Origin of the sequence: Nocardia sp. CA-135398, from assembly GCF_050955845.1 — a bacterium.
GTDB lineage: Bacteria > Actinomycetota > Actinomycetes > Mycobacteriales > Mycobacteriaceae > Nocardia.
Genome location: NZ_CP192084.1, coordinates 564,683 through 578,889, shown reverse-complemented (window position 1 = coordinate 578,889; position 14,207 = coordinate 564,683). Strand labels below are relative to the sequence as shown.

Annotated in this window: 16 protein-coding genes; 9 read left to right on the top strand and 7 right to left on the bottom strand. The window is 64.9% G+C overall.

The genetic code is table 11. From position 1 onward, the window contains the following. Positions 1–12: 12 nt before the first annotated feature. On the top strand, positions 13–768 hold the full coding sequence (locus ACQP1T_RS02555) for a maleylpyruvate isomerase family mycothiol-dependent enzyme (protein WP_433758352.1): 756 nt from the start codon (positions 13–15) through the stop codon (positions 766–768). 186 nt (positions 769–954) lie between these two features. Here ACQP1T_RS02555 and ACQP1T_RS02550 read toward each other — a convergent pair whose 3' ends face one another. Together ACQP1T_RS02550 and ACQP1T_RS02545 are read right to left on the bottom strand one after the other, a co-directional pair. Then, positions 955–1,173: a hypothetical protein gene (locus ACQP1T_RS02550; RefSeq protein ID WP_433758351.1), complete on the bottom strand. Its 219-nt coding sequence runs from the start codon at positions 1,171–1,173 to the stop codon at positions 955–957. A 495-nt stretch (positions 1,174–1,668) separates the two neighbouring features. Beyond that, positions 1,669–2,100, bottom strand: coding sequence for a DUF4254 domain-containing protein (locus ACQP1T_RS02545; protein ID WP_433758350.1), 432 nt, complete (start codon positions 2,098–2,100; stop codon positions 1,669–1,671). A gap of 388 nt (positions 2,101–2,488) precedes the next feature. Here ACQP1T_RS02545 and ACQP1T_RS02540 point away from each other — a divergent pair, with 388 nt between their 5' ends. The 6 genes from ACQP1T_RS02540 to ACQP1T_RS02515 all read left to right on the top strand — a co-directional run bounded on the left by ACQP1T_RS02540 (position 2,489) and on the right by ACQP1T_RS02515 (position 7,584). Beyond that, positions 2,489–3,397, top strand: a complete 909-nt coding sequence (locus ACQP1T_RS02540; protein WP_433758349.1) for a helix-turn-helix domain-containing protein — start codon at positions 2,489–2,491, stop codon at positions 3,395–3,397. Further along, the gene (locus ACQP1T_RS02535) at positions 3,360–3,584 is read left to right on the top strand and encodes a DUF397 domain-containing protein (protein ID WP_433758348.1); all 225 of its coding nucleotides are present in this window, start codon (positions 3,360–3,362) and stop codon (positions 3,582–3,584) included. Before ACQP1T_RS02540 ends, ACQP1T_RS02535 begins: the two co-directional genes overlap by 38 nt. Before the next feature lie 162 nt (positions 3,585–3,746). Beyond that, the gene (locus tag ACQP1T_RS02530) at positions 3,747–4,334 is read left to right on the top strand and encodes a DUF3558 domain-containing protein (RefSeq protein WP_433758347.1); all 588 of its coding nucleotides are present in this window, start codon (positions 3,747–3,749) and stop codon (positions 4,332–4,334) included. A gap of 9 nt (positions 4,335–4,343) precedes the next feature. After that, the gene (locus ACQP1T_RS02525; protein ID WP_433758346.1) at positions 4,344–4,721 is read left to right on the top strand and encodes a hypothetical protein; all 378 of its coding nucleotides are present in this window, start codon (positions 4,344–4,346) and stop codon (positions 4,719–4,721) included. Next, positions 4,718–5,992, top strand: a complete 1,275-nt coding sequence (locus ACQP1T_RS02520; protein ID WP_433758345.1) for a hypothetical protein — start codon at positions 4,718–4,720, stop codon at positions 5,990–5,992. The genes ACQP1T_RS02525 and ACQP1T_RS02520 overlap by 4 nt, the downstream gene beginning before the upstream one ends. Positions 5,993–6,828: 836 nt before the next feature. After that, positions 6,829–7,584 carry an ESX secretion-associated protein EspG gene (locus ACQP1T_RS02515; protein WP_433758344.1) on the top strand — a complete coding sequence of 252 codons (756 nt, stop codon included), beginning with the start codon at positions 6,829–6,831 and terminating at the stop codon, positions 7,582–7,584. A 220-nt stretch (positions 7,585–7,804) separates the two neighbouring features. Here ACQP1T_RS02515 and ACQP1T_RS02510 read toward each other — a convergent pair whose 3' ends face one another. From ACQP1T_RS02510 to ACQP1T_RS02495, 4 genes are all read right to left on the bottom strand, one after another. Then, complete coding sequence (locus ACQP1T_RS02510) at positions 7,805–7,999, bottom strand: hypothetical protein (RefSeq protein ID WP_433758343.1); 195 nt, start codon at positions 7,997–7,999, stop codon at positions 7,805–7,807. 194 nt (positions 8,000–8,193) lie between these two features. Further along, positions 8,194–9,975 (bottom strand): MDR family MFS transporter, encoded by a 1,782-nt coding sequence (locus ACQP1T_RS02505; RefSeq protein WP_433758342.1) that lies wholly within the window; start codon positions 9,973–9,975, stop codon positions 8,194–8,196. Continuing rightward, positions 9,972–10,478: a MarR family winged helix-turn-helix transcriptional regulator gene (locus ACQP1T_RS02500; protein ID WP_433758341.1), complete on the bottom strand. Its 507-nt coding sequence runs from the start codon at positions 10,476–10,478 to the stop codon at positions 9,972–9,974. The genes ACQP1T_RS02505 and ACQP1T_RS02500 overlap by 4 nt, the downstream gene beginning before the upstream one ends. A gap of 89 nt (positions 10,479–10,567) precedes the next feature. Continuing rightward, positions 10,568–11,389, bottom strand: a complete 822-nt coding sequence (locus tag ACQP1T_RS02495; RefSeq protein WP_433758339.1) for a crotonase/enoyl-CoA hydratase family protein — start codon at positions 11,387–11,389, stop codon at positions 10,568–10,570. A gap of 162 nt (positions 11,390–11,551) precedes the next feature. Between ACQP1T_RS02495 and ACQP1T_RS02490 the strand changes: the two genes are divergently transcribed. Both ACQP1T_RS02490 and ACQP1T_RS02485 read left to right on the top strand, forming a co-directional pair. Continuing rightward, entirely contained in the window at positions 11,552–12,025 is a 474-nt protein-coding gene (locus ACQP1T_RS02490) for a YbaK/EbsC family protein (protein WP_433758338.1), read from the top strand. A gap of 101 nt (positions 12,026–12,126) precedes the next feature. Next, positions 12,127–12,678 (top strand): flavin reductase family protein, encoded by a 552-nt coding sequence (locus ACQP1T_RS02485; protein WP_433758337.1) that lies wholly within the window; start codon positions 12,127–12,129, stop codon positions 12,676–12,678. Positions 12,679–12,843: 165 nt separating this feature from the next. On the opposite strand, the gene ACQP1T_RS02480 is transcribed toward ACQP1T_RS02485, so the two are convergent. After that, positions 12,844–14,166 carry an aminotransferase class V-fold PLP-dependent enzyme gene (locus tag ACQP1T_RS02480; protein ID WP_433758335.1) on the bottom strand — a complete coding sequence of 441 codons (1,323 nt, stop codon included), beginning with the start codon at positions 14,164–14,166 and terminating at the stop codon, positions 12,844–12,846. Positions 14,167–14,207: the final 41 nt, after the last annotated feature.

Here is a 14,207-nt window from a genome sequence, read left to right as displayed (position 1 = left end):
AACGTCGCGTTCGTGACTTCTCTCGATACGACGGCTCTGCGCAAAGCATTGTTGGACGAGATCGATCTGCTCGCCGACCTTTACCGCTCGGCCGATCCGAAGACGCCGATACCGACATGCCCGGACTGGAACCTGGCGAACCTGATCGCCCACGTCGGGGGTGGGAACCGTTGGGCCGCAGCGATGATCGCCGACCTCGCCACCGAATTCCTGGAATTCGAGCGGGTTCCCGATATTCGTCGGCCACGAGATCTGGATGCGGCCGACCGATGGCTGCGTGCCGGTGCCCGAGCGGTGATCGACAGCATCGACACAGTGGGTTCCGACGTGCCGGTGTGGACACCGTTCGGCTCGGCGCGCCCTGCCGAGTGGTGGGTACGCCGACGCCTGCACGAGGCGAGCGTCCACCGCGCCGACGCCCTGCTCGCTCTCGACCGCGAGCTGGACATTGCCCCCGAGATCGCCGCTGACGGCCTGTCGGAGTTTCTCGAAATCGTCGAGAAGGGACCACGATTCGAGACACCACTCGACGAAGGCGCCAGCCTGCGGTTGCGCGCCATCGATACCGATGACACCTGGACGATTCTGCGTTACGGGGACACGATCACCTGGAGTGACAGCCAGGCACCGGCATCGTTGACGGTTCAGGGCACCGCCGCGGATCTGTTCCTCCTGCTGGTGCGCCGAACCCCCGCCGACAACCCACGCGTGGAGACCTCCGGAGACCTCTCCATACTCACGACCTGGCTGGAGCGCATCAAATTCTGAGTTCCGGCGCGGTGCCGGGTTCCGTTGGCGAAATTCGGTTTCGGCAGGCCCTGGCGGCTGGCATCAACGGGAGCAACCCGTACGGCGGCACGCGAACAACGAAAAGCGGGAAGTCCGCTGTTGTTCGGACTTCCCGCTTTTCGATTACTCTGCGCTGCCGCTGATCTCGGCTATCGGCGGATCGGCTCAGTAGTAGATGTAGAGATCCCAGCCGCTATAGGTTTCGACGCACTCGTAGTAGTAGCCGCCGGTGGTGGGCGAGGCGCCGTCCGCGGCACACGCCGCGGAGGTGGCATAGGTGCCGTAGTAGTAACCCGTGGCCGCAGACGCCGTTGCTGCCGTCGACACCCCGGCGACGGCGGCGATGGCGAGAAGACCGGCCGCGATAAAGGACTTGATCCGCATTTCACTGCTCCTGAAAGCGAGTTCGATTGATTACGTCCCTTACGTTAAGGACAATTCACCCCCCGAACAGCCACCCCTAGGGCTCGACCGATCACCCCCTTGGGCAACACCACCTCCCCCACCCTCCACCCCTTCCGCCCTTGCGCCCGAACGACTCTCGCCACCCAACCGAATAGCCGCCGAGAATGCGTTCTTGGAGAAGGGCTCTCGACATTTGCCGCCACCAGTAGATGGTGATCTTGAAGAGGCGCGTTGTCGTGTGGGGGCGGCGATTGGGCAGGATCGAGTAGCTGTTGGTTCGGGATGCGCACCTGGACAGCTGAACTCCATCGGGTGTTCGGAAGCAGCAGAGCACGGCACTCGACAACCACACCCCACCAGGATGTTCGGGAGCAGCAAGCCACGGCACTCGACAACCCGCATTCAACCAGGACTTTCGGAGCACCGGGGCATACTCCTTGACAGCCGAAGGCCTTCAAGTCGGGGCGGGCGGGTTCAGGGGCCGCCGGGGAGGCGGCGACGGCCTGCGGCTAGGTCGTGCGCCAAATCCTCGTAGCCGATGGCCAATTCGGCCAGTGCCTCCCAGGCGTCGCCGAGCGCGTTGTCCGTGGCGCTGGCCAGGGCTGCGTAGGCGGTGGCGGTGTATTGGGCGAGGCGGTCCAGCACCGCGCCGAGGGTCTCGGTGTGCACCGAGGCGCTGCTATGTGCGGGCGGCAGTTGCGCATGGACCCAATGATTGATGTGGCGCACCAATTCAGCTCTCCGGCAATCGATGTCATCGGTCCGTCCGCCGTCGGCGAGGCGCCTCTCGTGCAGGCAGGTGAGTTCGTAGGCCAGGTGTAGGAGCGGGTGCGCGGCGTGCTCGACGCCACGGCAGGCGCGCAGCACCTCACTCTTGGTCGGCAGCGGTTCGATCAGCAATGACATCCTCGGTGCGCACGCGGCGGGATCGCGTCGACGACATGGCCCATGGGATTCCGCCTGGGCGCCTGCGGATGCGCGCGGGTGAACCTCGGGTTGCACCGCCATCCCCGGTGATCCATCGGATTCCTCGATTCTCCTCGGTGAATTCGAAAGCGCCCGGCCGAATCTGCGGATACGCGGCAATCCGTTGTGATCCAATAGGTTTCTCGAGTTTCCTACGGCTCTCCGACCGGGCGCGGCAACAGCACAGCACGCGACAGGCGGAGGAGTCAGCGTCTTCATGGGGTCTGCATTCGAATCGCGCCGAAAGGCGAGGACAAGTTCCGTGTCCGCGGATCGGTACGTCCGCGAATACATCACACTCGTTTCCGAAAAACTGAGGTAGGGGGCCATGACGGATACAGGAAGTACGGTGCCGCGACGACAACTGGGGCGCCATCTGCGTGACCTGCGCTTACAGGCCGGGATGACAATGCCGGAGGCGGCGCGGTTGATCGAACGCGGTAAGACGACCTTGCAGCGGTTGGAGACCGGGCAGACGAATCGGATACGGCTGCTGGATATTCGAGAGCTGTGTGCGGTGTATGACGCCGAGGAGGTGGTGACGGAAGGGCTGCTCGGGTTGGCACAGCAGGCGTCGGGGAAGTGTTGGTGGCATGAATACGGGGCGGTCATCCCGCAGGACTTTGATGTCTACGTGGGGCTGGAGGCGGCGGCACGGCGGTTGACGTCGTATGCGCCGGATGTCGTGTTGGGGTTGCTGCAGACGCCCGGCTATGCGCGTGTACTCGCTCGCGGTGTGTTCCCGAACGGTACCGATGACGAGATCAATCGCCGCGTGCAATTGAAGCTTCGGCGACAACGCGCGATCACTCGCAAACGGCGGCCAATCGAACTGAAGGTGGTGCTTTTGGAGTGCGCGCTGCGTCGCGTCGTCGGCGATGCAAGGACGATGAGCGCACAATTGAAGCATCTTGCCGACGTTTCCACCTTGCCGAACGTCTCGCTGCGAATTCTTCCGCACTCGGCGGGCATCCCTTTGGGTGATCCAATCGGGCTGTTCACGATCGTCGACTTCGACGTCGACAAGAAGGGAGAGCCGATCGAGCCATCGGTTGTCTACCTCGAAAACCTCACGGGGGATTTGTATTTGGAGTCACCGCATCATGTCCAGCGCTACCATGTTGCCCATGACGCCATCTGGCGGCGAGCGCTGGACGAGACCGCAAGCAGAAGCCTGCTTCGGCAAATCGCAAGGGAGTATGGCGGTGACCAACCAGTACGACATCGACCTATCTGAAGCTCAGTGGTTCAAGAGCATCCGCAGCTCGGGCAGTAAGGATTGCGTTGAGGTCGCCTTCCTGGTCGACTCCTTCGTCGGTGTGCGGGACTCGAAGAACCCTGATGGCCCTGCGCTGGTGTTCACTCCCGATCAGTGGGACGCCTTCACTGCGGCCCTTTCCGATGGAAAGTTCCACCAGCCCTGAGCGATCGATACGCAGCCTCCCGCACGATGTGAGTGCGGGAGGTTTTCGGTGTCTGATCACTACCTGGTGTCATTGCCGGTCTCACGCGCCAGACGGTAGGGTTGCGGAGCAGCGGGGGAGGCATGTTCCCCTCGGCACGGGTGGCAGCGAAGGGGTTCGCGGATGGCTAGTACAGCGAAGATGCCGCGCGCTGCGGCCCTGATCCTCGGCGCAGCGTTGGCGCTTGCCGGGTGCAATAACGACTCAGGTGATAGCGCGCCGACTCCGAGCAGTACGAAAGTATCGGCAAGTACGACTTCAGCAGCCACGACCTCGAAAGATCCGGAAGCAGCGATCTGGAATCCCTGCGACATACCCGACTCCGCGATATCCGCACTCGGGCTGAATGCGGCAAGCAAAGACACCACTGTCGCGGGAGTCGACTTCACCGGGTGGAAGACCTGCAGCTGGGTGTCCCAGGCGAAAACGTACAACCTCGGAATCTTGTCGTCGGACCACACGCTGGACGAGAGCAGACAGCGAACCGACTACGTGGACTACTCGTCGACGACCGTTGGTTCCCATCGAGCGCTCCAATTTCGCAAGCCGGGTGCTACTTACAACCTGAATTGCTGGCTCGCCATTGAAGTGCCGCATGGGATAGTCGACTTCAACGTGATGAACCGATACGGGGCCTCCGGAGCTGGCGACCCGTGCCTCGAGGTCGGCCGCCTCAGCTCAGCCCTGGTTGAGTATCTGCCCGCACGGTGAGGAGGGGGAATGATCAACGGTATCGATCCCAGCGAATGGACGAGGCTACTCGACAAGGCCAATGCCGGTGAGCTGTCGCTTGATCCAGAGGTCGGCAAAGGCTTGGACAAGGTCTGCGACGACCAGATCGACAGACTGAACACAGTACTCACAATGATCGGTCGCATCGACCGCATCACTGGATTCGGAAACTTCAACTCGGGCACGATTCTGGAGAAGAAGTTCTCCGAGACTGCGTCCGGTACGGATCGTTCGCTCGATACCGTCATCATGCAACATATCGATTCGGTCAGTACCGTGAAACAGGTTGTGGCACAGGCGACCGCGAACTTCGTCGCCCAAGACCAATACCGCGCCTCGCAGTTCGAGCAGGTGACGCCCGAATGACCTACGAGGACTACCAACGCCGAGTGATCGCGGCCCAGGAGCAGTGGAACCGGGACCGCGACTGGATCTACAAAACCGAGTCGGGCTACAGCGGTTTCGAGGGCGAAACACAGCCACCGCACATCACCACACCAGACAGTTACGACCACCTCACCCTCGAGCAAATGCAGACTGCCGTGTCGGCGATGAAGCCAAAGCTGGTCGATGACGCGGTCACCGCATGGGCGAATATCGGCGCAGAGCTGACCGGCACTTTCGAGCTCTTCAAGCGCGAATTCGATCGCACCATCACCGGCCAGAACGGCCACAGCGGATGGACCGGTGCTGCGGCGCAGGCAGCCACCACCGCGGTGAACAACTACTACGACAAGTCCGTTCCGCTGGCGCAAGCAGCCACCCTGACCAGCCTGAAGCTCGCGGAAATGAAGACCGGCCTCGAGCAGACCCAGGCATTGATGCCCGGCCTGACCGAGCGCCCGGATATCGCCGGAAAGACGCTACCCAAAGACGGCGTCATGAAGACCGACGAATACACCAGCACCGAGGCCGAGCAGGAGGGGCGCAGAATCCTGCGCACGGTCTACGGCCAGGTCGCGGGGCAGACCGATGTCGGCGTCCCCTACATGCCCACCGCGCCGACGATCACCGACGGCGGGGGGCCGGTCTCATCGGGTCGGGATCCCGGTGACACACACGGACTTTCGGGTTCCGACGGCGGTTCCTCGGGTTCCGACGGCGACGGCTCGGACGGCTCCGGCAACCAGGGCCAGGATTCGGGCCAGCCGACGGACACCGGCCAATCCACCACCCCGTCGACCACAACACCGGACGCCACTACCGCCGCCAGCACCACCTCTCAAAGCACCACTGCAACGACACCATCCACCTCGTCCACCACGGCATCCCCGACCGCCTCCACCCCGAACCTCAACACCCCCGGTATCGGAACCACCACCGGCCGCCCAACCACCACCGGTACCCCCGGCACCACCCAACCCGGCCCCGGCCGCAGCGTCACCGGCACACCGGCAACTACGACGACCACAACCGCCGCGTCCACCCGCCAGAGCACCGCAGCAACAGGCCGCTCCGGCATGTCGGGCATGGGCGCCCCAGGCCAGAACAAATCCAACGACGACGACCGCAAAAAGAGCGTCCCCGACTACCTCATCACCGCCGAACACGGCCAAGAACTAACCGGCCTGAACTCCCAACCCAAAACCGTCCCCCCGGTAATCGGCGCAGACCCCGACAGTGAACCCCGCTACTAACCGTGCCCATCCCCAACCAATCCGCACAGCACGCGAATCCACAAGCGGCAGCTTCACCCGACCAACCCCACGACCCGCAACTCCATGCGCGACAGCAACCCGAGCAAGCCGAACACGCGGCACGCGAATCCGCACGCGAGCGCGGCCCCAGCGAGGCAACGCATGCGGTGCACGAATCGGCGCACGGCCACAGCCCAACCAGGGAACACACGCGCCACGCAACCACTGTGCGGCAGCAAACCGAGCGAGACACCCTGCGCAGCAGCCGAATCCACGCATCAGCCCGGCTCGAGCGAGGCAACGCACGCGGCGCACGAATCGGCGCACGGCCACAGCCCAACCAGAGAACACACGCGCCACGCAACCACTGTGCGACAGCAAACCGAGCGAGACACCCTGCGCAGCAGCCGAATCCACGCATCAGCCCGGCTCGAGCGAGGCAACGCACGCGGCGCACGAATCGGCGCACGGCCACAGCCCAACCAGAGAACACACGCGCCACGCAACCACTGTGCGACAGCAAACCGAGCGAGACACCCTGCGCAGCAGCCGAATCCACGCATCAGCCCGGCTCGAGCTGGCAACACTCGCGGCGCACGGATCGGCGGACGGCAGCCGTCCAACCAGGCAACATGCTCCGCACAAGTCAATATTGTGGCAGCAGCCGAGCGAGATAGCGTGCGCGGTAAAGGAATTGGTGCGGGGGCGCGGCGGGTGGGCGGAGTGGGTAACCGCGCGGAATGGCAATCGGCGAAGGTGGCGGAGTGGGTATGGATAGCGGGACGACAGTTGGCGGTGGGTCGGGTCGGCATAGGCTCAGCGGGCTGGAGTTCGAAATGCTCTGGGCCGCATATGGTCGTGACCGGCTGCCCTATCCGCTGCACTATCGCACCGACATCGCCGACTTCGATGAGCTGAAGCGCCACCGGGAGGCTGCCGTCAGTTCCTTGCTCGCCAAGTATTCGCCCGAGCTCGAACGTGCCATCGAGGTACTGCTCGAGCCGGATGTCCGGGTGGAGTCCAAGGGATTCGGCGGTGCCGATCTATCGCACACATATCGGTTCCATGGTGCGGTCCGCGCTCAGGCAGGGGCCGTCCTGCAACAGTTCCCCGGCCCGCATCCCGACACCGGCGGCGACGTTCTCCTAACCTATTGCGCCGCAGAACAAGTCGCCCGGTACGCGGTAGCCGCCCTACCCACGTGCGGGCCCGGCACCCACCCACCGTTGGAGATTCGCCGCGCGGAAATCGCCGCCGAACGCGACCGCCACATCCGCCGCGCCCACGACCTCGGCCCCATCGACCAACTGGACCGCATCTTCCAACGCCCCCGCTCCGCCTTCGGCGAGATAACCATCTGCCCGGGCCCGGCTCTCGACGCCCGCCCAACCCCCGCCCGCGGTTTCTGGTGGATGGACTACCCCGACGGCCGCTACTACGTGAAAACCGGCGACCCCATCATCGCCAAGCCCATCGAACCCCATTCCATGGCCACCGAAATCCACCGCCTGACCACCCTCACCCAGCGCTACCACCAAGAAGACCGCGAACACGACAAATACCTCCGCACCCGCCACCCGCATCGAAACTAGCCCAATCCTCCTGCCGCACAACAGCTGTCGCATAACCAGTGAGTGCCTCGCACAAGCTATAGCCTGTGCGAGGCACTCATTGGATATGCGACAACGCCAGTGGAGTCCCGGCGACTCGGATCGCCGACGGCACCCGGCGGATACCGCTACTCGGAACCGTGAAACGGGATGCGCCCGGTCCCGACGACTGCCGGGAACGGGCGCGCGGCTCGGTCCAGATTCAGGCGAACCCGGCGGTTCTCGATCTGGCACCGTTGGTCGAGCTCACCGCGTCCTCGGGCGGATCGAGCGCCGGACCGCCCGCGGTCAACAATCCGGTGCGCTCGAGAACATCCGCACCGTTGGCCGCCGCATCGCCCTTGGCCGCCTCGAATTCGATCTGACCGTCCACCACATGTCCGAACCGGCCCCGCATCAGCTCTTCGGATCCGCCGAGCGGTACAAGTCTGCGAGCAAACCGGTCTCCTCGAGGAATGCTCAGTCGTCGTGTTGAGCGAGATCACACACTCGACTCCAATCACAACCCGCCCGACGAACACCGAACCGTGAACCGGATTGCGCCCAGCCCCGACGACTGCCGGGACCAGGCGCGATCGGCTCCGTTCAAATTCAGGCGGAACCGCCGGTTCTCGATCCGGCACCGTTGGTCGAACTCACCGCACCCTCGGGCGGACTGAGTGCCTCGCCACCCGCGGTCAACAACCCGGTGCGCTCGAGAACATCGGATCCGTTCGTCACCGCATCACCCTTGGCCGCCTCGATTCCGCCGACCGTCCGCAGCGGCACTTCCTTCCAGAACAGCACCAGGATCAGCGCGAGCAGGGCAACGCCGGTCACCGACAGGAATACCGTCGACATCGATTCCGCGAAACCAACCTTGAACGGTCGGGCCAGTTCCGGGCTCAATTGCTGCACGATAGAGCTATCCTTCAGCACCCCGCCCGCCGCCGAAGTATCCTGCGCGAGAAGGCCTTTCGCGAGCGCCGCGTCAGCGGGATTGCTGCTGTGCGCGGCCTCGACCACGGCGTGCTGGAAGGCCGGATCGGTGGCCGCGGACTTGATCTCGGTGGAGATATTCGGCGTCAACTGCGCGAAAAGGATCGAGAGGAATACCGCGACACCCATCGTGCCGCCGATCTGCCGGAAGAAGGTGGCCGCAGCGGTGGAGACGCCCATATCCTTGGGCGGCAACGCATTCTGTACCGCGATGGTGAGCGGCTGCATGAGATTGCCGAGTCCGAATCCGGTGGCCGCCATGAAGATCATCGCGAGCCACAGCGGGCTGTCGGCATTCACGAAGTGCAGCAGGAACAGGCCGAGCGTCAACATGGTCGCGCCGATGAGCGGGAAGATCCGGTAGCGACCGGTCCGCGAGATCAGCTGGCCGGATACGACCGAGCCGGTCATCATCCCGAGCACCATCGGCAGCATCTGCAGACCCGCCAGTGTCGGACTGGATCCGCGCACCACCTGCAGATATTGCGGCAGCAGTGAAATACCGCCGAACATCGCCGAGCCGACAACGACCGAGATCACCACGCCGAGCGCGAAGGTCTTGTTGGCGAACATCCGCAGCGGAATCAGCGCCTTATCCCGCATTGCCTTCTCGACCAGCACGAACCCGATGACACCGAGCACGCCGATGACGTAGCAGAGAATGGATCGTGCACTGCCCCAACCCCATTCGCGGCCCTGTTCGGCGACGATGAGCAGCGGCACCAGCCCGATCGCGAGCACGAGCACGCCCCACCAGTCCACCCGGTCGGTGGAGTGCGGCCGCTTCGGCAGCTTGAGCACCTTTGATACGACGCCGAGCGCGATCAGGCCGATCGGCACATTCACCAGGAAGACCCAGCGCCAGCCGCTGACCCCGAGAATGGTGTCCTGACCGGCGAATACACCGCCGAGCACCGGTCCGATCACACTGGAGGTGCCGAATACCGCGAGGAAGTAGCCCTGGTACTTGGCGCGCTCGCGGGGGCTGACGATATCGCCGAGGATGGTCAGCGCCAGCGACATCAGGCCGCCCGCCCCGAGTCCCTGGAAGGCGCGGAACGCCGCGAGCTCGTACATCGACTGCGCCAGCGTGCACAGCAGCGAACCGACCACGAAGATCGAGATCGCGGCCATGAAGAAGGGCTTGCGGCCGAACATATCGGACAACTTGCCGTAGAGCGGTGTCGCGAGTGTCGCGGTGATCAGGTAGGCGGTGGTCGCCCAGGCCTGCATCGAATAGCCGTCGAGATCATCGGCGATGGTGCGGATCGCGGTGGACACGATCGTCTGGTCGAGCGCCGCGAGCAGCATGCCGAGCAGCAGACCACTCATGATGGTCAGGATCTGTCTGTGGGTGAAACCCGTGGGCTCCGCCACGGTGGCCGGTGCGGTCACGACTCGTTCTCCGTCTCGAGGTCGAATAGGTGCTGGTCCTTGCGGATGGCCGCGATCATGGCGGGCTTGGCCCGCTCGTAGTCGTCGACGAATTGCCGCAGCAGTTCGGCGAACGCGGCCCGGTCCTGCGACGTCCAGGCCGCCATGACGCGGGTCAGGTTCTCGTGCCTGCGCCTGCGGATCCGCTCGGCGACCTCACGACCCCGCTCGGTGACGGCGAGCACGGTGGCGCGACCGTCGTTGCGATCGGCCTGCCGTTCCACCAAACGCCGGTCGACGAGGTGGGCGATATGCCGACTGACCGTCGACGCATCCGAATGGACCGCGTCGGCGAGTGCTCCCGAGCGCATCGGTCCGTCACAGAGCAGCCGGAACAGAATCGCGAACGCCGCGGGATCCACGCCATCCTTGCTCCGCATCTGCGCCGCGGTCCGCTCCCGGATTCGTTGCAGCCGGGTGAGCTGCATCGCGATCGCGTCGACCGACCGCTCGTCCTCATCCACTCGACTCACCTTTACTTGCGTCAATCAATTAGTTGCGTGATACAAGTATGTGCGCGAGCCAACGGCTGGGGCAAGCGAATATGCGGCCTTTACCGGCCCTTGAACTCCGGGGCGCGCTTCTCGAACACCGACTGAATGGCCTCCGTCAGATCCTCGGACGGCAGGAATGCCGAATTCCACGCGGAGACATAGCGCAGCCCGGCGGCCACCTGATCCTTGGTGCGCTGCTCGAGCACATCCTTCGCGCCCTGCACCACCAGCGGCGGATTCGCGGCGATCTCGCGCGCGACGGCGTGCGCCGCGTCCAATACCGCTTCCTGATCGGCGAACACGTCGTTGACCAGGCCGATCTTCTCGGCACGCGCCGCGTCGATGTCCTTACCGGTGTAGGCGAGTTCGCGCAGGCGCCCCTCGCCGATTATGCCGGGCAGCCGGTGCAGCGATCCGATATCGGCGACGATCGCGACCTTCGCCTCGCGCAGGCTGAACTTCGCGTCCGCACTCGCATAGCGGATATCGGCGGCGGCGATCAGATCCAGCCCGCCGCCGATGCACCAGCCCGAGACCGCGGCGATGACCGGCTTGCGGCAATCGGCCACCGCGGTCACCGCGGCCTGCATGCGGCGCACCTCGTGCAGGAAGTCGGTGCGCGGCGCGGCCAGCGCCTTGTCGGCCAGCAGCGGGCCGAACATGCCTGCCATCGCGGGCAGGTCGAGTCCGTAGGAGAAATGTTTCCCGGAACCGGTGAGCACAATGGAACGGACCTCGGGATCGGCATCCAGTCCCCGGAAAATTTCCGGCAGCTCCCGCCAGAAATCCGGACCCATGGCATTGCCCTTGCCGGGCCCGGTCAGCGTGACCTGCGCGATGTGATCCTTGGTTTCAACGGTGAAAGCCTGCCAATCAGTCATTCGTTCAGCGTAAAGCAGATGTGCGCATGCCAGCCGACCAGTCCGTCCGCGCGCAAATGCTGTGCAAAGCCAGTGCGCCGCACTGGTTCTCCCGTCCGGCCCGCCGACCACTGACTGAGAACTCGACCGGCACACGGCCCGCAATCGCTCTACTCTGGTTCCATGCGCAGGTCGCTTCCACCAGTCGCATGCCGGGTCGCAGATACCCTGATCGCCCGCGGCCACCACGGTGTCATCGTCACTCAGCCCGCCCCCACGCCCACCGCCGCCGATGCCGCACGGGCACTCGGGGTCGATGTGGGCGCCATCACAAAATCACTGGTGTTCCTCTTGGACGACGATCCGGTGCTGCTGCTGGTCTCCGGTGCACACCAGGTCGACCTCGGACGCACCGGCGAACGGCTGGAAGGCACGCTCACCCGCGCACCCGCCGAGATGGTGCAGGAGGTGACCGGACAGCCCATCGGCGGCATCGCACCAGTCGGCCATCCCACCAACCTGCCGACCTGGGTGGATAACGCGCTATCCACACACCGGGAGGTCTGGGCCGCGGGCGGACATCCGAATACCGTGTTCCGCACCTCGTTTCGCGAACTCGTACGGATCACCGCCGGGCTTCCGATCGATGTGGATTGAACGCGATTCGGACACCCGGCGTAGTTTCGTCATGTGAGCTCGCGAACCATCAACACGGCACCAACGGTCGCAGCGAAGCCGAGCGCTAGCGAGGCACAGCTGTGACCGAAGCTCAACCCCCCGCCACGGACCTCCAGATTCCCGATGATCTGAGCGGTATCACCGCCGAGCTGTACCGCGCTTCGATGCGGCACTATCCGGCGGGCGTCACCGTTGTCACGCTGGGCTCCGCGAACGGCCCGGTCGGCTTTACCGCGACCTCCTTCGCATCGCTGTCCCTGGAACCCCCACTCGTCTCCTTCAACATCGCCCACACCTCGTCGAGCCTGACGGCACTGCAGGCGGCGGACTCCGTCGTGGTGCATTTCCTCGGCGAACACCAGCACGATCTGGCCAAGCGCTTCGCGCGGACCGCCGATCAACGCTTCAGCGATCGCTCACTGTGGACCACCCTGGACACCGGCGAGCCCGTGCTGCACGGCACGCCCATCTGGATCCGCGCCACCATCCAACAGCTGATCCCCATCGGTGACCACACCCTCGTCGTCGGTCTGGTCACCCGGGTCCACGACAACACCGACGAACAGCCCAGCGCCGCACCGCTGCTCTACTACCGCGGCCGCTACTACCGCCCGACCTCGCTCGAAGACTGAACGCGGACATATTCGCCTGCGCGGCAACGCTATAGATCGCGGGATGAGCCGGTGCGCGCCTCGATGTGGAAGATGTCGCCCGTCCGCAGTATCGGAGCTGGGGATTCGCCCGGTCGATCAGCACGCGTCAGCCGGACGCTGCCCGTCGAGCCCGAGGGGCTCCGCCTAGCCGAACGAGCAGGGTGCCGCGCCGTCGGTGGAGGCGGGGTGGGCGAAGGGGCGGGTTTCGGGGGTCGGGTTCCAGAGTCCGTCGGTGCTGGCGTAATTCCACGACGCACCCTTGTCGACCAGGGTGGCGATGGCCTCGACCAGGCGGTCCACGTCGGCGGAGCTGGTGCCGAGGCCGATGCTGGCGCGCAGGGCGCCGTCGAGGCCGAGGCGGGCGAGCAGCGGGTGGGCGCAGAAGCGGCCGTCGCGAATGCCGATGCCGTGTTCGGCGGAGAGGTAGGCGGCTACGTGGCCGGGGACGAATCCGTCCAGGGTGAAGGCGACAATGCCGACGGTGTCCGGGCTGTCGTCCCAGATGCGCAGCAGGTTGACGCCCGGAATCTCGGACAGCCCGGCGCGCAGGCGATCGGCGAGCGTTTGCTCGTGCGCGGCAAGGGTTTTCGGATCGATCGCGCACAGTGCGTCACATGCGGCGGCGAGTGCGGCCGCACCAAGGACATTCGGTGAACCGGCCTCGTGCCGCTGCGGCGCCGCTGCCCATTCCGCGTTGGTGGTGGTGACCTCGCGAACCGCCCCGCCGCCCGCCAGATACGGTTCGGCGGCATCGAGCCAATCCCGGCGTCCGACAAGCACTCCCGCGCCGAACGGTGCGTAGAGCTTGTGGCCGGAGCATGCGAGGTAGTCGATTCCGGTGGCGCGCAGGCTGATTCGGCGATGCGGCGCAAGCTGCGCGGCATCGACCAGGATGCGGGCGCCACACTGGTGCGCGATGGTGGCCAGGCGCTCCAGCGGCAGCACCTCACCGGTTACGTTGGACGCACCGGTGACGGCGAGCAATGCCGCTGGCTTACTGCACAATTCGGCGATCAGCTGACGGATCGTCTCCTCGACGGTCGCCGCGGCCCTGACGACGCGGCGGCCGTGCCGGGTCCACGGCAGGAAGTTCGCATGATGTTCGATATCCAGCACCACGGTGTCGCCGGGCACACATGCGGCGAGCAGATTCAACGAATCGGTGGTGTTGCGGGTGAATACGACGACCTGATCGTCGGCGGCGTCGAGAAAGCGGGTGACCGAACCGCGCGCGGCCTCGTAGCACTCGGTGGAGATCCGCGAGGCGTAACCGGCACCGCGGTGCACACTCGCGTAGTACGGCAGCAGCTGCTGCACCCGATCGGTGACCTGCGCCAACGCCGGTGCGCTAGCGGCGTAGTCGAAGTTCGTGTAGGTGGTCGTTCCGCCCTGGACGAGCGGCACCTGAAGGTCGTCGCCGGAGACCCGAGCGAGGGCGGCACAGGTTTTATCGATTGCAGCGGTCATCACAAAATCCCATCGGCTGTGGGACCCGAAATCTGGTGATC